The sequence below is a fragment of the Acrocarpospora macrocephala genome (genome assembly GCF_009687865.1).
Taxonomy (GTDB): domain Bacteria; phylum Actinomycetota; class Actinomycetes; order Streptosporangiales; family Streptosporangiaceae; genus Acrocarpospora; species Acrocarpospora macrocephala.
In genome coordinates this window covers 46,938-70,057 of record NZ_BLAE01000038.1, presented here as the reverse complement: position 1 = coordinate 70,057, position 23,120 = coordinate 46,938, and the positions used below count along the sequence as shown (strand labels likewise).

Annotated in this window: 2 protein-coding genes; both read right to left on the bottom strand. The window is 69.9% G+C overall.

Annotated elements, in window-relative coordinates:
• Positions 1 to 113: 113 nt before the first annotated feature.
• Complete coding sequence (locus tag Amac_RS31275) at positions 114 to 317, bottom strand: MbtH family protein (protein ID WP_155358018.1); 204 nt, start codon at positions 315 to 317, stop codon at positions 114 to 116.
• Entirely contained in the window at positions 314 to 23,011 is a 22,698-nt protein-coding gene (locus Amac_RS31270; RefSeq protein ID WP_155358017.1) for a non-ribosomal peptide synthase/polyketide synthase, read from the bottom strand. Before Amac_RS31270 ends, Amac_RS31275 begins: the two co-directional genes overlap by 4 nt.
• Between the last annotated feature and the right edge of the window lie 109 nt (positions 23,012 to 23,120).

Below are 23,120 nucleotides of genomic sequence, written 5' to 3'. Positions count from 1 at the left end.
GCGAGACGGGTCACCGGCCCCGGCATGACCAAGTCCCGCGACTATCCGCCCAAGTCGACGGTGTTGACCCGCGCGAAGGGGCCGGGCATTCTCTCCCGGCCCCTTTCCGCGTCTCAGGACTCGATCAAGCTCTTGGGGCGTAGGTCGGTCCAGTTGGTTTCGATGTAGTCCAGGCAGTCCTGGCGTCCGGTCGGGCCGTGGACGACGGTCCAACCGGCTGGGACGTCGACGAAGTCGGGCCACAGGCTGTGCTGGCCCTCGTCGTTGACGAGGACGGTGTACACGCCGTCGGGGTCCTCGAAGGGGTTGCTGCTCATGCGGGGGTTCCTTCCGTTTCGACATGGTCCACCAGGGCTTCGAGTGCCCGGAACCAGGATTGTGCGAGGTCGGTGACCGCCTGCTCGGAGAGGAGGCGGGAGGCGTATGTCCAGGTGACGGTCAGTTCCGGGCCGGTCGTCCGGTCCTCGGTGAGAGCGTTGAGGGTGAGGGCGTGGGACATCGGCAGGTCGGGGTGATCGCCGAGTTCGAGCTGCTCGGGTGCCCAGGACCAGTCGGTCGCTTCGGGCAGCCCGAATCGGCCGAGGTAGTTGAACTGGATCGACGGCTGAGCCAGGCGGGCCAGTTCGGGTCCGGTCTTGGGGTTGAGGTGGCGGAGCAAGCCATGCCCGATGCCTTCGGACGGGAGCGCGGCGAGACCGTCCCTGATCCGGGCGACCGCTTGGTCGGGCGGGAGCCCGGGTGCTGGATCCAGCCGGACGGGCACCACGCTGGTGAACCATCCGACGGTTCTTGAGAGGTCGGCGTCCCCGGTCCTGCCGTGAGTCTCCAAATCCACGAGCACGTCCTGGCCGCCCCGCCAATCCGCGACCGCCCGCGCGAGCGCGGCAAGCAGCACATCGTTGACGCTCGCGCCGAGTTCAGCGGGAACCCTGCTGAGCAGCGGTCCCGTCCAGCGGGTGGGCAGCGTCAGGGAGACATGACGAGCGGTCTCCGCGACGTCGAGAGAGGGATCCAATGACAGGTCACGGCGACCCGCCAGGCCAGACATGCCGGCCTCAACCGGTTCGCTCGCCACGCCTACCCTGTCTGACACGTGCTTTTCGCCGGGCTCAATTGAGCTACTGGCCACGACTTCTGTGGTTGGTCGTTCTGAGGATGGGTGGGCGCTGCCGGGCGCATCCGCGTCGCCGAAGGCAGCTTCATCGCCTGGAGCCGCCGAGTCGCCCGGCAGGGCGGGACGACCGGATAGGACTGATGTCCAAAGAGGCAGTTCGTCTTCGGTTGTCGGGTCGGTGGCGCGGTCGATGAGATGGTGCGCCCAGAGGCGGAATGGGGTCTCGACCAGCTCCAAGGTCTTGTTCTCCCATGCCGCGACCAGGTCGGGGAGGAGGATGCGCCAGGAGACGCCGTCCACCGCGAAGTGATGGATGAGCAGGAGGAGGCGTCCTGGTTGGGTTTGGCCCGCGTCGAACCAGACGGCACGGACCATGTCGCCTGTACCGGGATTCAGGGTGGATCTGGCTTGTTCCGCGTGTGTGGCGATGATGTCGGCGGTTACGGATTCGCAGGGGATCCGGGTGAGCCAGGTGGCCGCGTCCGTGGTTTCGGGGATGCGGAGGGTCCAGGTCTCCGAGCGATCCAGGCGGGCTCGGAGCATGTCGTGGCGATCAGCGAGGGCCTGCAAGATGGCGACCAGGCGCGGTTCGTCCAGATCAGGCGGGGTTTGGAGGAGAGCGGACTGGTGGTAGCCGTCGATCGGACCGCCTCGCTCGCGGAGGGCGTGCATGATCGGCGTGAGCGGTACGGTGTGTTCCCGCTCACGGGTGGCGACGGTGGCCAGCGAAGCGACCGAGCGATAACGGAACACCTCTCGCGGGGTGATCTGGAAGCCGGCCGACCTGGCCCGGCTGACCAGGCGCATGGCGACGATGCTGTCTCCGCCTTGGGCGAAGAAGTCGTCGTCGGCGCCGATACCGGGCAGGCCGAGAACCTCAGCAAAGATCGCGGCCAAGGCCTGTTCTGTCTCCCCTTCGGGCGCGCGCCCCGCGATGGTGAAGTCGGGCGCGGGGAGGGCATTGCGGTCAAGTTTGCCGTTGGGCAGCAGCGGGAGCGCATCCAGCACCACCACCGCGGCCGGAACCATGTAGTCCGGCAGGACGGCAGCGGTCATCGCCCGCAACTCCGCCGAGCGAACAGCGGCAGTCACCGCCCGGTGTTCCCCTGAACCGGCGATACTCGCCCCCGGGTGTTCCTCCGAATCGGCGACACTCGCCCCCCGGTGTTCCTCCGAACCGGTGGCGCTCGCCCCCCGGTGTTCCTCCGAACCGGTGGCGCTCGCCCCCCCGTGTTCCTCCGAACCGGCGGCACTCGCCGTCCAGTCTTGCGCCGGGCGTGCAGTGTCGGTCGCACTCGGAGCACCGGACTGGATGCCGGTGCCGTTGTCGGCACCGGGGTGGCGAGATTCACCATCTGTTTGAAGAGTGGCGGTTGTCGCTCCTAGTTCTGCGGGATGGGTGGTGTCGTCGGCGAGGACCACGTAGGCGACCAGATGGCGGACGCCTGGGTGGTCTTCGCGGGCGATGACCACGGCTTGGGTGACCGAGTCGGATCGGTCGAGGACTGCTTCGATCTCGGCCGGTTCGATTCGGAAGCCGCGGATCTTGAGCTGGTCGTCGGCGCGGCCGCCGTATTCGAGGTGGCCGTCCGCGTTCCAGCGGGCCAGGTCGCCGGTGCGATACATCCGGTGGCCGTGAGGCCCGTACGGGTCGGCGGTGAAACGCTCAGCGGTGAGGTCGGGCCGGCCGAGATAGCCGCGGGCCAGGCCGGGGCCGGAGAGGTAGAGTTCGCCGGTCACGCCTGGCGGGACGGGGCGGAGTCCGGCGTCCAGCACGTACGCGCGGGTGTTGCCGACCGGGCGGCCGACGGTGGGATGGTCGCTGTCGGACACGCGGGCGATCAGCGCGTCCACGGTGGCCTCGGTGGGGCCGTACAGGTTGACGGCCTCGGTGGAGCGGAGAGCGGCCAGCTGCGACCAGAGCGAGTCGGGGACGGCTTCGCCGCCGACGCCGACGATCGCGAGCGGGCATTCGCCGTCCTGGATCAGCCCCGATTCGGCCATCTGGGCGAGGAAGGACGGGGTGACCTCGATGAAGTCGATTCCCTCGGCACGGATGGCGGCGGCCAGCAGATCGGGGTCTCTGCGGGTTTCGTCGTCCATGACGTGGAGGGCGTGGCCGTCCAGGAGCCAGAGCTGCGGCTGCCAGGACGCGTCGAAGGAGAACGACCAGGCGTGGCCGACCCGCAGGTGACGCCGACCGGTGCTTCGCTTGGCGACGTCGTGGAGCATCCGCCGATGGCTGCGGAAGAGGTTGACCACACCGCCATGGCTGATCACCACGCCCTTGGGCTTGCCGGTCGACCCCGAGGTATAGATCACGTACGCCGGATGCCTCGGGTCGATCGCAACGCCGAGATCGTCTCCGGAAACAGTGATTTCCGCCTCCCGGGAACCCCCTGGCCCGGTATCGATCGGAGCGGCGACATCATCCCTGGAAGCGATGGTTCCCATCTCCCGGGAACCCTCAGACCCGCTGGCGGCGGTACCGATCGGAGCTGCGAGATCCTCCCTGGAAGCGATGGTTCCCATCTCCCGGGAACCCTCAGACCCGCTGGCGGCGGTACCGATCGGAGCGGCGAGATCCTCCCTGGAAGCGATGGTTCCCATCTCCCGGGAACCCTCAGACCCGCTGGCGGCGGTACCGATCGGAACGGTGAGATCGTCCCTCGGTATGGACGTTCCCGTCTCGCGGGGACTCGCTGGCTGGCTGGAGGAGCTGTCGATTGCGTCGATCCGGATCTGCGGCACGTCCTCCGGCAGCGGGGTATCGGCGGTGGTGAGTGCCAGCAATGGGCGGGCGTCGTCGAGCATGTCCCGGATGCGGCCGTCAGGGAGGTCCGCGTCGACCGGAAGATAGGCGGCGCCCGATTTGAGGACGGCCAGGATCGCGAGGATGTAGTCGGCGCTACGCGGGAGCGAGAGCGCGACGATCCGCTCCGGCCGCGCGCCGCGCGCCACCAGCAGCCTGGCCAGCCGGTTCGCCCGCTCGTTGAGTTCGGCGAAGGTCCACCTGGTCGTCCCTGCCACGACGGCGACGGAGTCCGGCGTGGCCGCGACCTGCGCCTCGAAGATGGCCGGAATCGTGCTGGCTTGACCAGGGATGGCGGTGTCGTTCCACGTCTCCAGGATGGTGCGTCTGTCCTCGGAGGTGAGGATATCGATTCGCCCGACCGACTGCCCCGGGTCGGCGATCATCGCCTCGAAGACGCGCACCATGGAGGTGCCCATCCGCTCGGCCGTGGCGCGGTCGAACAGATCGGGCCGGTACTCGGCGGTCAGTGACAGCCGCTCCCCGGGCTCGACCGCCCAGGTGAACGGGTAGTGCGTCGAGTCCTGGTGATCGCGGACGGTCAGCCGCAGGCCGTCCTCTGGTCCCCCCGCGTCTGGATACGACTCGAAGACCATCAGCGTGTCGAACAGTTCACCCAGTCCGGCCTGCCGCTGAATGTCGGCGAGGCCGAGATGCTGGTGCTCGATGAGCAGGGACTGCTCGTTCTGAACCCGTGCGAGGAACCCGCTGAGGGGTTCACGCTCCCGGATCCTGGCCCGGACCGGAACCGTGTTGATGAACAGGCCGATCATTGCCTCCACCCCCGGCAGCTCCGGCGGCCGCCCGGCCACGGTCGCGCCGAACACGACGTCGTCACGCCCGGTGAACCGGGAGAGCACGACACCCCAAGCGCCCTGAACGAGCGTGTTGAGGGTGACGCCGTGCCTTCTGGCCAGCGCGGTCAGGGCCTCGGTGAGCCCGGGAGTGAGCAGCGTGGTGATCGTCTCCGGAACGGCCGGCACCCGGTTCGGGTCCGCGGGCACCAGATGCGTGGGCCCGTCCAGCCCGTCGAGCGCTTGCGCCCAGGCCGTTCTCGAAGCGTCTGCGTCCTGGCGGGCGAGCCACCCGAGGTAATCCCGGTAGGGCGGTATCGCGGCCGGACGGCTCCCGGCGTACAGGTCGGCGAGTTCACGCATCAATGGCGGCACCGACCAGCCATCCAGTAGAAGATGCTGGTGGGAGAGGACCAGCCGGTGGTGGCCGGGCCCGACCCGGGCCAGCAGCAGCCGCAGCAGCGGCGGCGCCTCCGGCCGGAACCGGCGGCGCTCCTGGGCCAGGTAATCAGCCCAGCTCGCGTCCGTCTGGGACAGATCGACGTGCCGCCAGGGCAGCGTGACCTCGCGCGCGATGACGGCGACCGGCCTCCCCGTGGACAGGTACCGGAACCCGGCACGCAGGTTCTCATGCCGGTCGAGCAACTCCTGACCGGCGGCCCGCAACCGCTCGGCGTCCAGCGGGCCTTCGATGTCGTACGACACCTGGACGGTGTACACGTCCGGCCCGGCGTCCAGCGACGCGTGGAACAGCAGTCCGGCCTGTAGCGGTGAAACCGGCAGGACCTCCGCCCCCATCGGGATCTCGGCCCGTTCCTCGGCGGAAAGCTCGACGAGCGCATCCTGGCCATTCGCCAGGTGGTCGTCGCCGTAACCATTCCGGCCGAATGCGGTGGGCACCGTGGCGACCCCGGCCAGGGCGGCAGCCGTCCGATGCCGGAAGACGTCCCGCGGCGTGATCGTGAGTCCCGCCGCTCGCATCCGGCTGACCAGCTGCATGGCGATGATGCTGTCCCCGCCGAGCGCGAAGAAGTCGTCCTCCGCGCCGACCCGCTCGAGCCCGAGCACGCCCGCGATCAGCTTGACCATCAGCTCCTCACGCGCCGTGCTCGGCAGGACCGCCCCCACCTCGGCGGCGAAGTCCACCGCGGGCAGCGCCTTCCGATCGAGCTTCCCGTTCGGGGTCACCGGCAGAGCGTCGACCGCCACGAAGGCCGACGGCACCATGTACTCGGGGAGAGCAGCGGCGACGTGGGCCCGCAAACCAGCTGGAACGTGAGTGACCTGCGGCTCCGCTACATCCTCAGCGCGTACAGACCGATCCGGCGCGACATCGGCAGTCGCTTCGGGGATGACCCCCGCGACGTCTGCGGGCCAACGCACTTCGGGAGCGGCTTTGGGTACCACATAGGCGATCAGGCGTTGGTCGCGGACGATGACGGTGGCGTGGGCGACGGACTCGTGCCGGGTGAGGACGGTCTCGATCTCGCCTAGTTCGATGCGGAATCCGCGGATCTTGACTTGATCGTCGGCGCGGCCGAGGAAGTCGAGCGAGCCGTCCGGGTTCCAGCGGGCGAGGTCGCCGGTCCGGTACATCCGCGTTCCGGCAGGACCGTGCGGGTCGGCGATGAAGCGTTCGGCGGTCAGGCCGGGGCGTGACAGATATCCGCGCGCGAGCTGGACGCCCGCCAGGTAGAGCTCTCCGACGGCTCCCGGAGGAACCGGCCGAAGACCGGCGTCCAGGACATAGGTCCGGGTGTTCCAGACCGGGCGCCCGATCGGAACGCCGGCGGATCCAGGGCGGATCTCGATGGCGGTCACGTCCACGGACGCTTCGGTCGGCCCGTAGAGGTTGTGCAGTTCGGCGTCCAGGACCTGGTGGAACTTCGCGGCGAGCGCGGCCGGGAGGGCCTCGCCGCTGCACATCACCCGTCGTAGCGCCGCGCACCCGGCCGCGGTGGGTTCGTCGAGGAAGGCTCTCAGCATCGAAGGAACGAAGTGGACGGTGGTGACCCCTTCGGCCTGGATGAGTTCTGCCAGGTAGGCGGGATCCCGATGCCCGTCGGGCCGGGCGACGACCAGGGCCGCACCCGTGATCAGCGGCCAGAAGAACTCCCACACGGACACGTCGAAACTGGACGGCGTCTTCTGCAGGACACGATCCCGAGCCGTCAGGCGATAGGTGTCCTGCATCCAGAGCAGCCGGTTGACGATGCCCTCCTGCGGCACGACCACGCCCTTCGGACGCCCGGTCGAACCCGAGGTGTAGATGACGTACGCGGGATGCCGCCCGTCGTACCGCTGCGGCAGATCGCCCAGGGGACCGTCTGGAAGGCCGTCGCGGAGCACGCAGACGGGCTCGGCGTCCCGCAGCATGAACTCCAGTCGCTCCTCCGGATAGCCGGGGTCGAGCGGCAGGTACGCCGCTCCCGCCCGATGCGCGGCCAGCAGGGCCACGACCAGGTCGACCGATCGCGGCAACGCCACGGCGACCGTACGCTCCGGTCCGGCGCCCATGCCCGCCAGCACCCGCGCGGTCGTCTCCACCCGTTCGTCGAGTTCCGCGTAGGTGAGCCGCTGTTCTTCGAAGATGAGGGCGAGCGCGTCCGGCGTTCGAGCGGCCTGCGCCCGGAACAGTTCGGGCAGCGTCGTGTCGGGCACCGGCCGAACCGTGTCGTTCCACGCCGTCAGGACGAGATCGCGTTCATCGTCGGCGAGCACGTCCAGGTCGCGGACCGGACGGCCGGGCTCGGCGACGATCTGCTCCAGCAGTTTGACCAGCCGCCGGGCCACCCGCTCGACGGTGGCCTCGTCGAACAGGTCGGCGCTGTACTCGATCCAGCCTTCCAGCGCGTCGCCGCGCTCGATGAAGTCGAAGCTGAGATCGAACTTGGCGGTCTCCTGGCCGAGCGGTTCCGGCGTGGCCGCCAGGCCGGGCAGATCGAGCGTGCCGTTCTGGTCGGTCAGGTAGACGACCATCACCTGGAACAGCGGATGCCGGGCCAGCGACCGGGACGGATTGATCGCCTCCACCAGCCGCTCGAATGGCAGATCCTGATGCTCGTACGCCGCCAGGTCCGTCTCCCGGACCCGCCCCAGCAGGTCCGCGAATGTTGGCGTGCCGGAAATATCCGTACGCAACACGAGCGAGTTGACGAAGAAGCCGACCAGATCTTCCAGCTTCTCGTCGCCACGCCCGGAGATCGGCGTGCCGAGGGGAATGTCGTCACCCGCGCCGAGCCGGTGCAATAGGGCGGCGACGGCGGCCTGGGTGACCATGAACATGCTGACGCCGTGCGCCCGAGCCAGCCTCCGCAGCCCGCGCGCCAGTTCCGGCTCGACGGTCAGCCCGACCGCACCGCCTTGGTGGCTGCCCTCGTCAGGCCGGGGCCGGTCGGCGGGCAGCGGAAGCTCCTCCGGAATTCCGGCGAGCGCCTCCCGCCAGTAATCGAGCTGATCGGCCTGAGTGACGTCCAGGGAGTCGCGGTGCCACTGGGTGTAGTCGATGTACTGCACCGGCAGCGGCGCCCAATCAGGCGCCCGGCCTTCGCACCGTGCCCGGTATGCCTCGGCCAGGTCCCGCCGAAGCGGCCGATCGGACCATTCATCGGCCGCGATGTGGTGCACGACCAGCAACAGCACATGCTCCCTCGGCGCGACCCGGAACAGCCACGCCCGAACGGGGACTTCATGGTCGAGTTCGAACCCGCGCCCGGCCGCCGCGGCGAGCCTCCCGGCCAACTCGCTCTCCGCAACATCTTCCCTGTTGAGGACGGCGTGCGCCTGCTCAGGCGTGAGCACGAGCTGATACGCCTGCCCGTCCCGTTCGGGAAACACCGTGCGCAGGCTCTCGTGCCGCGCCACCAGATCCTGAACCGCGGCATCGAGCGCGTCCACGTCCAGGTCCCCCGACAGCCGCCAGGCCATCGGGATGTTGTACGTGGAGTCAGGCCCTTCCAGCCGATGCAGCACCCACAACCGCTGCTGCGCGAACGACAACGCCGGGAACTCGGGCCGTACCTCGATGGGAGTGGGCGCGGGCCTGACCTCGCCCGCCTGCCGCAGCCGGGCGGCGAGCCGTTCCGGGGTCGGCGCCTCGAAGACCTCGCGCAGCGAGACCTCCGCGCCCAAATCGGCGCGAATCCGGCTGACCAGCCGCATCGCCAGCAGCGAGTGGCCGCCCAGCGCGAAGAAGTCCTCGTCGACCCCGACCCGTTCCGCGCCGAGCACGGCGGCGAACAGCTCACACATGATCTCTTCACGCGCGTCCCTGGGCCGCCGCCCGGAGATGGAGGCGGCCGATTCCGGGGCGGGCAGCGACGTGCGATCCAGCTTCCCGCTGATCGATCGAGGGAGCGCGGCGAGTTCGACGAACGCCCCCGGAACCAGGTGCTCGGGCACGCGCGCCGCCACATAGGCACGCAATTCGGCGATGTCGAGGCGGGTGCCGGCCACGTAGGCGACCAGTCGCCGTACGCCCGGGGTGTCCTCGCGGATCACGACGGCGGCCTGGGCGACGGCGGGGTGGCCGCGCAGGACGGCCTCGATCTCGCCGGGCTCGATCCGGAAGCCGCGGAGTTTGACCTGGTCGTCGGCCCGGCCAAGGAACTCCAGGGCTCCGTTGGAGCGGCGGCGGACCAGGTCGCCGGTGCGGTAGAGGCGCCCGCCCGGCTCGCCGAAGGGGTCGGCGACGAAGCGTTCCGCGGTCAGCGCGGGACGGCCGAGATAGCCGCGCGCGAGCCCTTCGCCGGACAGATACAGCTCGCCGGGAACCCCGGCCGGAACGGGTTGCAGGGTCGCGTCCAGCACATGCGCCCGGGTGTTGGCGATCGGGGCGGCCCATTCCCGCGGGCCGTGCCAGCCGTAGGCGTCGACGGCGCATTCCGTCGGACCGTACAGGTCGTGCACGACCGTGTGGGGAAGGGCGCACAATCGTGCCCAGAGTTCGGGCGAGGTGGCTTCGCCGCCGACGGCGAGGACCTTCGGCAGGTAGCCGTCCAGGAAGCCGTGGTGGATGAGTTCCTGCAGGTAGGTAGGGGTGAGGTCGATGAAGCCGAGCTCGTGGTCCGCGACGTAGTCGAGGAGCGCGGCCGGGTCGGTCATGGTGCGTTCGTCCAGAACATGCAGTTCGTGGCCGGCGAGGAGCCAGAGCAGCGGCTCCCATGAACCGTCGAAGCTGAACGACGCCGCGTGCAACGCCCGGAGCACGCCCGGTCCCGCCGGATCGATGAGATCGGCCCGATGTGACCCGAACAGGTTGCTCAGCCCGCGATGCGTCCCGACGACGCCCTTGGGCATTCCGGTTGAACCCGACGTGTAGATGACGTAGGCGGCGGAGTCCGGTGGCACCGAGACAGGCGCGAGTCTCCCGCCGGGTTCGAGATCGTCGAGTGTGACCGCTCCGGGCAGGTCGAGATCGGCCGTGCTCAGAACGCATGCCGCGCCGGTGTCGTCGAGCATGTATCGCAGGCGTTCCACCGGATAGGCAGGGTCCAACGGCAGATATGCGGCGCCTGCGGAAAGCACGCCGAGAATTGCCGGAACCATCTCCGACCTGGGCAAAGCCAGGCCGACCACGTCCTCGAACCCGATCCCCCGTTGCTTGAGCATGCGGGCGATGCTGGCAGCCCGCACCGACAATTCCGCGAAGGTCAATCGCCTGCCGCCGGTCACGAGAGCGGTCTGATGGGGTTTGTTCCAGACGGCTTCGGCGAACAATTCCGGCACACTGCGCCGCTCGATCGGCCTCTCGGTGTCATTCCAGCTGTTCAGACGCTCTTCGGCGGTGAGCACCGAGAATCGGCTGATGGGAGTTCCAGTTTTCTCCGCCAGGAGTCCGAGCAGGGCGACGGCGCGCTCGGCGAGGGACTGCGCGGTGCCCGGATCGCACCGATCGGTCGCGTACTCCAGCAGCAGGGTGATTTCGGAGACATGGTCGACGAAAGTGAAGTCGAGGTCGAATTTGGCGGTCTCGATCCGGGTCGGCCACCACTCGGTGGCCAGTCCCAGCACGTCGGGGTCCCCGTCCGGGCGGTAGTGGTAGCCCAGCATTACCTGAAATAGCGGGTTACGTCCGGGCACGCGGGGCGGGTTGATCGTCTCGACCAGGCGCTCGAAGGGCAGGTCCTGATGTTCGAACGCGGCCAGATCCGCGTCCCTGATCCGCGCCACCAGCTGGGCGAACGTCGGATCTCCGGACAGATCCGCGCGCAGGACCAGCGTGTTGACGAAGAAGCCGACCAGGTCGTCCAGGTTCTCATCGGTTCGACCGGCGATGGGAGCGCCGAGAGGGATGTCGTCTCCCGCGCCCATCCGGTGGAGCAGCGCGGCGACGCCCGCCTGGAGCAGCATGAACATGCTCGTCCCGGTTTCCGCGGAGAGCTCCCGCAGCGCGCGGGCCGTCTCGGCGGGCACGTCCGCCCGAACCAGTCCACCCCGCCCGTCCGGATCCGCCGGCCTGGGCCGGTCGAGCGGCAGCGGAATCTCCTCGGGCAGCCTGTCCAGCACGCGCGTCCAGAACCCGAGCTGCCGCTCGCCGTCGCCCGCCAGCAGGTCGCTCTGCCAGATCGTGTAGTCGGCGTACTGCACCGGCAGCGGCGCCCACCCCGGCTCGCCGCCGCCCTTTCTGGCCTGGTACGCGACGTCCAGATCCGCCAGGAACGGCCGATCCGACCATTCATCGGTGGCGATGTGATGCAACACGATCGCGACCACGTGATCGTCCGCTCCGACCCGGAACACATCCGCCCGAACCGGCATCTCCCCGGCCAGGTCGAACGGCCGCCGAACCGCTTCCCGCACCTGTTCGTCCAGCTGCTCCGGCGTGCAGTCCCGCACCGCGAAGCCCGGCTCGCCATCCAGGATCAGCTGGTACGGCTCGCCCTCGTGTTCCACGAAAACCGTCCGCAGCGCCTCATGCCGCAGAGCGACATCGGCCAGCGCCCGCCGTAACGCGTCCAGGTCCAGTTCCCCGCGTAGCCGTACGACAAGGGGGAAATGGTACGCGTCGCCGCCGCTGAGCCGCTCGGCCAGCCACAACCGGCGCTGCGCGGCCGACACCGGAATCCGTTCGGGCCGGTCGGCGACCGCCACCACGGGCGGGCGCGCGGGCTTGCCCGCGTCCGCGCGTTCGGCCAGCAGCGCGGGCGTGGGCGCTTCGAACAGGTCGCGGATCGCCAGTTCGGCGCCGAGCTCGACTCTGGCCCTGCTGATCAGCCGCGTCGCGAGCAGCGAATGCCCGCCGAGATCGAAGAAACTGTCCTCCGCCCCGGCCTCCGGAAGCGCGAGAACCTCCGCGAAGAGCCGGCAAAGCACCTCTTCTCGCGGGGTACGCGGTCCGCGCCCGTTTGACGCCACCACGGATTCTGCGTCCGGCAGCGCCGCGACGTCGAGCTTCCCGTTGTCGTTCATTGGAAGCCGGTCGAGCACGACGAAAGCCCCGGGAACCATGTAGTCGGGCAGTTCCTGCCGCAATTCCTCCCGGACTCGGGCCACCAGCCCTCCGGCCTGTCGCCCCGTCACGGGCGCGTTCGCGTAAGGAGGAGTGCCGCCTCCTTGCCGATACAGCCCCGAAGTGAGGCGAACCTCGCCGCGGATGAAGACCGCCTCGAACCGCCCGGCTTCTCCCGACCAGGTGGTGAGCAGCTGATACCCCTCCGCGGCGGCGATTTCCCGCAGCTCCTGGGGCTCAATCCCCGAAATGGTGACACCACGCTCGGTACCAATCCGCCCATCCGGGACGCCGGTCAGGCGCAGCGCGTTTTTGTCGGTGGCGGCGTGCACGATGTCCGCGTGTTCAACCAGCTCAGGCCGCCAGGCCCGCAGAAGCGCCGCCAGCTGATCCTGCCACTGTGGTGGCCGCTGGCCGTCTTCTTCGGTCGCCGGCGCCGATTCGTGGAGTTCGAGGAGGGTCTGCCAGTCGAGGGTGGGTTCGTCCCCCAGGCGGAGGTCGGGCGTGTCGTCGTAGAGGACGACGTCGTAGCGGTAGCGGGTGAGCTCGTTGTGGTGACGGCCGCCCTTGGTGCGCAGGTCCACGGCGTGGCAGAGGGTGGTGAAGTAGTCGGGGTCGACCAGGAGTTCCTTCTCCAGGGCGAGACCGCGGTCGGCGGCCCGGCTGACCTGGTCCGGGGAGGTGTCCGGCGTCGCGCGGGTGAGCTGGATGGCCGTGTGGAAGGTGCGGGCCGAGCGCAGGTCGCGGACGTCGCCGATGAACAGGGCGCCGCCCCGGGCGAGCAGGGGCATCACGCCGGAGATGACCTCGGTCAGGTGGTCGATGCTGGGGAAATACTGGATGACCGAGTTGATGATGATCGTGTCGAAATAGCCGACCGGCAGGCCGTCGGTGGCGTTGGCGGGCTGGCAGCGCAGCGTGACCTTGGCGGCCAGGCCGGGGTCGCGGCGCAGGTCTTCGCCGATCTTGCGGATCACCGGCGCGGCCAGGTCGGTCGCCCAGTACGTCTCCGCGTCCGGTGCCAGCTGGGACAGGAGAAGGCCGGAGCCGACGCCGATCTCCAGGATGCGGCGGGGGCGCAACGCCCTGATGCGGGCGACGGTCTGGGCCCGCCATTCCCGCATGTGCTCGAGCGGGATCGGGGTTCCGTCGTAGCTGCTGTCCCAGCCCGCGAAGTCCTCGGTGAAGACGGCGGTGCCGATCTGCTCGTACTCGTCGGAGTAGATCTCCTGCCATTCGCCGATCTGGGCGAGTTCGGCGGATTCCCGCTCGTCACCGGTGAGCTCGGCGGGCACCAGGTAGGCGACCAGCCGCTGGCCGCCCGCCGGGTCGTCGCGGGCGATGACGGCGGCCTGGGCGACCCCCGGCCTGCGGGTGAGCACGGTCTCGATCTCGCCGGGCTCGACCCGGTGGCCGCGGATCTTGACCTGGTCGTCGGTGCGGCCCAGGAAGTCGAGGTTGCCGTCCGGGCGGCGGCGGACCAGGTCGCCGGTGCGGTAGAGGCGTTCGCCGGGCTCGCCGTACGGGTCGGCGACGAAACGTTCGGCGGTCAGGGCCGGGCGGCCGAGGTAGCCGCGGGCCAGGCCGATGCCCGCGATGTACAGCTCGCCGGGGACGCCGTCGGGGACCGGGCGCAGCCAGCCGTCCAGGATGTGCGCGCGGGTGCCGCGGATCGGCCGGCCGACGGTGGAGGTGGCGCTGTCCTGGGTGCCGCCGCCGAGTGTGTTGATCGTGTATTCGGTGGGGCCGTACAGGTTGTAGCCGTAGGTGCCTTCGGTGTCGCGGAGCCTGGTCCACACGGTTTCCGGCACGGCCTCGCCGCCGAGCAGCACGAGCGGGGGCCGGTGGCCCTCCAGCAGCCCTTCCTCGATGAGCAGGTGGGCGTAGGTCGGGGTGACGTTGACGACGTCCACCCGGTGCGCCTCGCAGTAGGCGACCAGGGCTTGCGCGTCGCGGCGGAGCTCCTCGTCGCACACGTGCACCTCATGGCCCTCGACCAGCCAGAGCAGCTCTTCCCACGACATGTCGAACGCGAACGACACGGTGTGCGCGATCCGCAGCCGCCGCCCGCCCGCCGACGCGACCGCCGGATCGAAGATCTCCCTCTGATGGTTGAGCTGCATGTTCGTCAGCCCGCGGTACGGCGTGACGACGCCCTTCGGCCGCCCCGTGGAACCGGAGGTGTAGATCACGTACGCCGGGTGTTCCAGGCTGAACGCCGGACGGTCGGCCTCGGTGATCGGCCCGGCGGGCAGCGCGGCCAGCTCGGCTTCGATCTCGTCGAGCAGGACCCTGGGCATGTCTCCGGCCAGCCGTGCCGACACCGCGCCGGTCGACAGCAGGAACTGAGGTCGCGCGTCGGCCAGCATCGCGGCCAGCCGGTCGTCGGGATAGTCCAGCTCCAGCGGCAGGTAGGCGGCTCCGGTGCGGAGCACGGCGAACAGCGCCGCAACCATGTCGATGGATCGCGCCAGCCCGAGCGCGACGATCCGCTCCGGGCCGGCGCCACGGGCCAGCATCAGCCGGGCCAGGCGGTTGATCCTCGCGTCCAGTTCGGCGTAGGTGACCGTGCGGTCGCCGAAGACGAGCGCGAGAGCGCCGGGGGTGCGGGTGGCCTGGACGGCGAGCAGGTCGGCGATGGTCTCCTCGGGGACGGGCACGCGGCTGGGCGCCCATTCGAGCTCCAGCGCGGTCCGCTCGGCGGGGAGCAGGGGGTCGAGGCTGCCGACGGGGGCGTCCAGATCGCCGGCCAGCCGCTCCAGGAGGAGGGCGAACCGGTCGAGCAGCGCTTGTGCCCGGGCGTGGTCGATCAGGTCGGGGCGGTGGGTGAGGGTCACCCTGATCCGGTGGCCGGGGGTCACGATCAGGTTGATCGGGTAGTGGGTGGCGTCCACGTTGGCGACGGCGGTCGCGCCGTACCGGTCGTGGAGGTCGGTGAGGCGGTCCTCGGTGTCGCCGTCGCGCAGCACGAAGAGGGAGTCGAACAGCCGCCGATGGCCGGTCTCGGCCTGCAGCACGCCCAGCCCGAGGTATTCGTACGGCATGAGGGCGAGGCGTTCGCCCTGGATCCGGCGCAGCAGCGCGAGCACCGATTCGGCCGGATCGAAGGCGACGCGGGCCGGGACGGTGTTGAGGAACATGCCGATGACGTTCTCGACCTCGGGCACCTCGCTCGGGCGGCCCGCGACCGTGGTGCCGAACACCACGTCGGTGCGGCCGGTCGCGCTCGCGAGCACCAACCCCCAGGCGGCGTTGAGCAGCGTGTTGAGGGTCAGGCCGTTGCCCCGGGTCGCCGCGCGCAGCCGGTCGGCGAGCTCGGCGGGCAGTTCGGTGTCGAGGCTCTCCGGGATGACGGGTTCCTTGCCCGCGTCGGCGAGCAATGTGGGTTCAGCGAGGCCGTCGAGGGCGGCTCGCCAGGCCTGGGTGGCGACGGTCGTGTCCTGGGCCGCCAACCAGGTGAGGTAGTCGCGGTAGCTGCCCGGCGGGGGGAGAGCGCGGTCGTCGCCGGTGGCGTAGAGGGCGAGGAGTTGGCCGAAGAAGAGCCAGGCCGACCAGCCGTCCCACAGCAGCAGGTGCCGGCCGACGACCAGCCTGTCGCCGCGGCCGTCACCCAGCCGGATCAGGAGGAGCCGGAACAGCAGCGGCCGGGACAGGTCGAACCGGCGGGTGCGCTCTTCGGCGATCACCTCGGCCATCCGGGCGTCCCGCTCCTCCGGGGGCAGGCCGGACAGGTCGACGACGTCCAGGGGGATCTCCGGGTCGGCGACGATGAACTGCACCGGCTGGCGCAGGCCTTCGCTGGTGAATCCGGCGCGCAGGCTGGGGTTGCGGTCGAGCAGCAGCCGGACGGCGCGGCGCAGGCGGCCGGCGTCGAGCGGGGTGGCGAAGTCGAAGGACTCGTGGACGGTGTAGACGTCCAGGGCGCTGTCGTCGTAGGTGGCGTGGAAGAACAAGCCCTCCTGGAGGGGCGCCAGCGGCCAGATGTCGTCCACGGCGCCGAGCCGGTGCACGCGCTCGGTTTCCTCAGCCGTGAGGGCGAAAGTGTCGGCGGTGGGCGCGACCTCCGTCACGATGAGGGCGGTGGCCGCGAGGGCGGCCGGGGTGCGGTGTTCGAAGACGTCGCGGGGGCTCAGATCGAGTCCGGCGCGGCGGGCACGGCTGGAAACGCCGATCGAGGTGATGCTGTCGCCGCCGAGCAGGAAGAAGTCGTCATCGGCGCCGACCTCGGGCAGTTTCAGCACGGCGGCGAAGATCTCGGTGAGCAGGTGTTCGCGTGCGCCGCTCGGAGCCCGGCTCCCGGCCTTGACGGCTCGGGGCGCGGGCAGGGCGTCCCGGTCGAGCTTTCCGCTGGGGCTCAGCGGCAGGTCGTCGAGCCACACATACGCGGTGGGGACCATGGCGGGGGGCAGCGCGGCTTCCAGGGCCTCCCGCAGGGCGGCCTCATCCGGTTGTTCGCCGGTGGCCGGAAGCAGGTATTCACCAGCGGCCGGAACCAAGTAGGCGACGAGGGACGAACCGTGCACGGTCACTGCGGCGCGAGCGACCTCGGGCAACCGGACCAGGGCGGCTTCGATCTCGCCGAGTTCGATCCGGTTCCCGCGCAGCTTGATCTGCCGGTCGGTGCGTCCCAGGTAGTCGATGGTGCCGTCATCCCGGCGGTTGACCAGGTCGCCGGTCCGGTACATGCGGCTGCCCGGTTCGCCGTAGGGGTCGGCGACGAAACGTTCCGCCGTCAGGCCCGGGCGAGCGTGGTAGCCACGAGCGAGCTGTACGCCGCTGAGGTAGAGCTCGCCCGGAACTCCGGCGGGGACAGGACGCAAGCACAGATCCAGGACCCGAAGCCCGGTGTTCCAGACCGGGCGCCCGATCGGGACCACCGCACGCCCGATCGGGACCACCGCGCCTTGCGGGTCCGTCGATGCCTCGCATGGGTGATAGGTCACGTCCACGGCTGCTTCGGTCGGGCCATACAGGTTGTGCAGGGGGGTGCCCGTGAGCGTCAGCCAGCGCGTGGCGGCGGAGTCGAGCAGCGCCTCACCGCTGCTGAACACGCGGCGGAGGCTCGTGGCCCAGCTGGGATCGGCGGTGATCTCTTCGGCCGCCAGGAACGCCTCCAGCATCGACGGCACGAAGTGCATCGTGGTGACGTTCTGCTCGCGGATGAGCCCGGCGAGGTATGCGGGATCCTGATGCCCGCCCGGCTTGGCGAACACCACGGCCGCGCCTTCGCACAACGCCCAGAAGAACTCCCAGACGCTCACGTCGAACCCGGCCGGAGTCTTCTGAAGAACGCGATCGTCGGCGGCGAGCTGATACTCGTTCTGCATCCACGCCAGCCGATTGACGATCGCCCGATGCGTGACGACAACGCCCTTCGGCCGCCCAGTCGATCCCGAGGTGTAGATCAGATAGGCGGGATGGTCCGGCTTAGCCACCTCGGCCTCGAATACGCGAGTTTTCGAATCTGCGGCTTCCGCTTCGGCGGTCCCGCCGTCAGTCTCGGCGCTGATCTGGCCGCGGCAGTCGGGGACTTCTGGGGTGACGGATTCGAGGAGGTCGGGGGTGTCGATGACCAGGCGGGTGAGGCCGGTGGTCGCGGGGAGGCGGGGGATCGCGGCCGAAGTCGTCAAGATGGTGTGGGCGCCGGAGTCGGTGAGCATGTAGGCGACCCGGTCGGCGGGGTAGTCGAGGTCGAGGGGAAGGTAGGCCGCGCCGGATTTCAGGACCGCGAGGAGGGCGATCATCAGGTCCACAGATCTGGGGACGGCTACCGCGACGACTTGTTCGGGGCGGGTCCCGGTGCGTCGCAAGTGGTCGGCGAGGGTCTCGGCGCGGGTGTCGAGGTCGGCGTAGGTGAGGTGCTCGCCTTCGTAGATCACGGCGGTGGCGTGGGGGGTTCTGGCCGCCTGGGATTCGAACGCGGCTGCCAGCGTGGTTTCGGGAATGTCCACGCGCGTTCCGGCCGGATGTGCGGTGGCCAGTTCGTCGGTGGAGAGCAGGTCGAGGGTGGCCACCGTTTGGGCCGGATCTGTGGCGAGTGCGCGGAGGATGCGTACCAGGCGGTCGGCGATGCCGTGGACCGTGGCGGGAGCGAGTCGCTGGGCGTGGTACTTGAGGACCAGGTCGAGGCGGCGGCCCGGCTTCACGATGAGAGCCAGCGGATAGTGCACGGTGTCGTGGAAGGCGTGGCCGGTGATCCGGACGGTTCCCGACGGGTCGGTGAGGTCGGCTTCGGCCGGATAGTTCTCGAAGACCACGAGGCTGTCGAACAGGTCGCCGCCGCCGGTGTGCCCGGCGAGCCGGTGGAGTTCGGCGAGGCCGAGGTGCTGGTGGTCGAGCAGGGCGGCCTGCTCCTCCTGGAGGTGTTCGAGCAGTTCGCCCAAGGTCGAGGCGGGACGCCAGCGGAAACGCGTGGGCAGCGTGTTGATGAACAGGCCGACCATGGATTCGACGCCTTCGACTTCGGCGTCGCGCCCGGAGACCGTGGTGCCGAACACCACGTCCTCCCGTCCCGCCGACCGGCCGACCAGCAACCCCCAGGCCGCCTGGACCACGGTGCCGAGCGTGACCCCGTGTTCCCTCGCCTGGCCCGTAAGGCGGGCGGTGACGTCCTCGCCCAGCTCCACATGTACCTGACCGGGCACCGGGGCTCCAGCGACGATCGGACTCGTGACCAGACGCGTCGGCTCATCGATCCCGGCGAGGGCACCCTTCCAGACCTCCCGGGCGGCATCCTTGTCCCGCTCCCCCAGCCGCCGCAGATAGGCCTTGTAGGGCGTGACCTCGGGCAACTCCGCGGAGGTCCCGTAGAGCGCCATCAGTTCCCGGTGCAGGACCGGCAACGACCAGCCGTCCGCGACGATGTGGTGGAAGGTCAGCACGAGTCGGCTCCGGCCGGGGCCGACCCGCACCAGCGCGAATCGGACGAGTGGCGGGCGACCGAGATCGAAAGGCGCCGCCCGCTCCTCCGCCACCACCGCCTCCACCGGAGCTTCCGAGACTTCACGCCAGGGAAGTTCCAGTCCAGCGGCGATGATCTGCACCGGCAGCCCATCGGGGCGCAGCCGGAAACACGCACGCAGCGGAGCATGCCGTTCCAGCAGTCTCTGGGCGGCGCGCCGCAGCGTCGGCCCGTCCACCGCGCCAGCCAGCTCGATGACCTGTTGCACGACGTAGGCGTCCGCGTCCGCCCCGTCGACCAGCGAGTGGAAGAAGAAGCCCTCCTGGAGGGGACTCAGCGGCAGAAGCTCCTCCACCGTCACCGGATGATCGCCCTGTATGCGCGCGAGTTCCTCGTCCGGCAGCTCCACCAGTGGCTCGACGGCCTCTTCGACATCGATCCGGTCCACCGCGACCGAGGCCAGCGCGGCCACCGTTCGGTGCCGGAACACGTCCCGGGAGGTCAGCCGAAGCCCGGCCTCGCGAGCCCCGACCAGCAGCCGGATGGCGGTGATGCTGTCCCCGCCAAGGGCGAAGAAGTCGTCGTCGATCGTGGCCGCGTCCACGCCGAGCACCTGCGCGTACAACCGGCAGAGCAGTTCCTCACGCGGATCACGCGCGGCACGACCGGAACTCAGCGCCCCATAGTCGGGAACCGGAAGCGACGACGCGTCGATCTTGCCGCTCGACGTGACCGGAATGCGATCGATCGGAACGAACGCCGCAGGAACCATATAGTCCGGCAGCCATTCCGCAGCGTGTGCCCGCAGTGCCCGCATCAAGGCGGAGACATCACGGAACGGCGCGGGAGCGTTGGCCAGCCGCACGGCACCATTCAGCCGATAGGGAGCAAACCCGGCCGCCGAATCCTGAGCGGGCGCCTTCGGACCCTGAGCGGCTTCCTCCGAACTCTGAGCGGGTTCCTCCGAATCCTGAAGGGGCACCTTCAAATCCTGAGAGGGCTTCTTGGTGAAGACCGCGTCGAGGCTGCCGTCGTCGGCGTGGCCGGTCCAGGTGAGGATCAGCCGATAGCCGAGCCGGTCGGCGAGGGTGTGCAGGGCTTCGGGGTCCGCGCCGGGTATGGCCGTCGCCGATCGGCTGTCGTCCTGGATGGAGGCGAGAGCCGCCAGGTCGTCGGTCAGCCGGACGTTGGGGATGCCGGTGATCCGCAGGGAGTAGGAAGGGTCGGTCGTGAGGCGGGGTTCGAGGGCGGAGAGGCCGCCCAGGGTGGTCCAGGTGATTTCGGAGGCGTAGCCAGAGATGGCGTAGCCGGATGGTCCGGCCTGCGCGCTGGGGGTGAGCCCGGAGGGGGCGGCGTGGAGGACCACGTCGTAGCGGTAGCGGGTGAGTTCGTTGTGGTGGCTGCCGCGTTTGATCTGGATGTCGGCGGTGAAGCCGGGGAGGGTGGCGAAGTAGTCGGGGTCGAGGAGGAGTTCGCCTTCCCAGGCCACCGAACGGTCGATGGCAGAGCGGAGGGCCTGCTTGTCGGCGGGGGATCCGGCGCGGCGGGATTCGACGGCGGCGCGGAGGCAGCGGAGCAGGCGGAGGTTGCGGATGTCGCCGATGAACAGGGCTCCGCCGGGGGTCAGCAGGGTGGCCGCCTGGCGGATGACGTCGGTCAGGTAGTCGGCGCTGGGGAAATACTGCGCGACCGAGTTGATCACGATCGTGTCGAAGGAACCCGTGGGGAGCCCGGTCACGTCGTGTGCGGGCTGGGCCCGGAGTTCGACCCTGTCGGCCAGGTCAGAGGGCAGTTGGGCGCGCAGGGTGTTGACGGCTTCGGCGGAGAGGTCGGTGCCCCAGTAGGAGTCGCACGCCGGGGCGATGCGGGACAGCAGGAGGCCGCTGCCGACGCCGATCTCCAGGACGCGGCGGGGGCGGAGCTCGGTGATGCGGGCGACGGTGGCGTCACGCCATTCGCGCATCTCCTCGACGGGGATGGGCAGCCCGTCGTACATGCTGTTCCAGCCGGCGAAGTTCTCCTGGAAGCTCTCGGTTCCGGCCGCCTGGTAGAGGAGTTCGTGCAGGTCCTTCCAGGCGCCGACTTGGTCGCTCGCGTCGCCGGCGTGCAGGGCGGGCACGACGTACGCGGCGAGGCGGCGGTCGCCGGGGCGGTCCTCGCGGACCACGACGGCGGCCTGGTCGACGGCCGGGTGGGCGCGCAGGACGGATTCGATCTCGCCGGGCTCGATGCGGAAACCGCGGATCTTCACCTGGGAGTCGGCCCGGCCGAGGAACTCCAGCCGCCCGTCCTGCCGCCAGCGGACCAGGTCCCCGGTCCGGTAGAGGCGCTCCCCCGGCTCGCCGAAGGGGTCGGCGACAAAACGTTCCGCGGTGAGGCCGGGCCGCCCGAGATAGCCACGAGCCAGGCCCGCGCCGCCCAGGTAGAGCTCTCCGGTGACTCCGGCGGGAACCGGCTTGAGCCGCGCGTCCAGCACGTACGCCCGGGTGCCCGGGTCGGGGATGCCGATGGGCACGATCGATCCGGGAGCGATGTCGGGATCGCAGAGGCCGAGGGTGGAGTTGGTGGTGGCCTCGGTCGGGCCATAGGCGTTGAACATCATGCGGCCGCGGGCGTACCGGGCGACGAGTTCGGGCGAGACGCGTTCGGTTCCGGCGAGCAGGGTGGCCGCCGGCGGCAGGCGTACGCCGTCGGGCATGGCGTCGAGCAGGGCCGGGGGGAGGATCATGAATGTGATGCCGTTGGCGTTCGCGTAGTCGGCGAGCGGGGCGCCCGGGACACGGCGTTCGGAGGGGACGACCACGAGGCGTCCGCCGGAGAGCAGGCCCAGGCAGAGGTCCCAGAAGGCGACGTCGAAACCGGGCGAGGCGAACTGCAGCACCCTGCTGTGCGGGCCGATGCCGAACCTTTCGCTCTGGGTGGCGACGAGTTTGGCGACCCCGGCGTGGGAGAGCACGACGCCCTTGGGGCGGCCGGTGGAGCCGGAGGTGTAGATGACGTAGGCGGCGTTGCCGGCACGCAACGGGCCGCGGTCGGCCTCGGCGGGATCGTGGGACGGGCGGTCCGCCAGCTCGCGCAGCGACTCCGGCGCGTCGAGCACCAGGACGGGCAGCCCGTCCGCGCAGGGAAGCTCGCCCACCATGTCCGCGGTCGTGACCAGGCAGGTCGGCGTGGCGTCGCCGAGCATGTAGGCGATCCGGTCCGCCGGGTAGTCGGTGTCCAGCGGCAGGTACGCGGCCCCGGACTTCAGCACGGCCACCTCGGCCACGATCAGCTCGGCCGACCGGGGCACGGCGAGCGCGACGACCCGCTCCGGTCCCGCCCCGCGCGCGATCAGCGCATGCGCGAGCCGGTTGGCCCGCTCGTCCAGCTCCGCGTAGGTGAGCCTGGTCTCCTCAAAGACCAGCGCGATCTCGTCCGGCCGCTGCCGCACCTGGGTGGCGAACATGTCCGGCCAGGTGAGCGGCGGCACCGAATGTCCGGTGGCGTTCCAGTCGAGCAGGATCCGGCGCCGCTCTTCGAGGCTCAGCAGCTCCAGCTCCCCGATCGGCGACTCCGGTCGATCCTGCCCGTCGGCCAGCAGCCGGGCGTAGTGCCCGAGCATGTGATCGACGGCGGATGCCTCCAGCAGGCCAGGCCGGCCCTTCACCTGGACCTGGCCGGATTCGACCTCCAGCGGGAGATCCAGCACCCCGAGCCCTCGAACCCCGCCCTCGCCCGCCTTCATGACAAGTCCGGCGTCTCCCAGGTCGGCGGTGGCGACCTGGGCGAGCAAGTCGGCGAAGGTCGTTTCCGGGGTGACGCGCAGGTGCAGGGGCGTGCCGCCCTGGTCGATCGTGAGGTCGGTGCCTCCGCCGTATCGATGCAGCAGGGCCGCGTACGCTGCGAGCGCTTCGTCCCGATTCGAGGGGCGGATGAGCTGCCGACGCCAGGACTCCATCGATTCGTCAATACCGGACACCGAAGACCGAGCCTCCCAGACTGTAGTGAACAGGCCCCAATCGGGCCAGGATCCATGCCGCGTACTAAGGTAAGCATTACCTAAGTGG

Bases quoted from the DNA above. Each gene is read 5' to 3' on its own strand.
- Amac_RS31275 (WP_155358018.1), bottom strand. From the start codon at position 317: ATGAGCAGCAACCCCTTCGAGGACCCCGACGGCGTGTACACCGTCCTC.
- Amac_RS31270 (WP_155358017.1), bottom strand. From the start codon at position 23,011: ATGGAGTCCTGGCGTCGGCAGCTCATCCGCCCCTCGAATCGGGACGAA.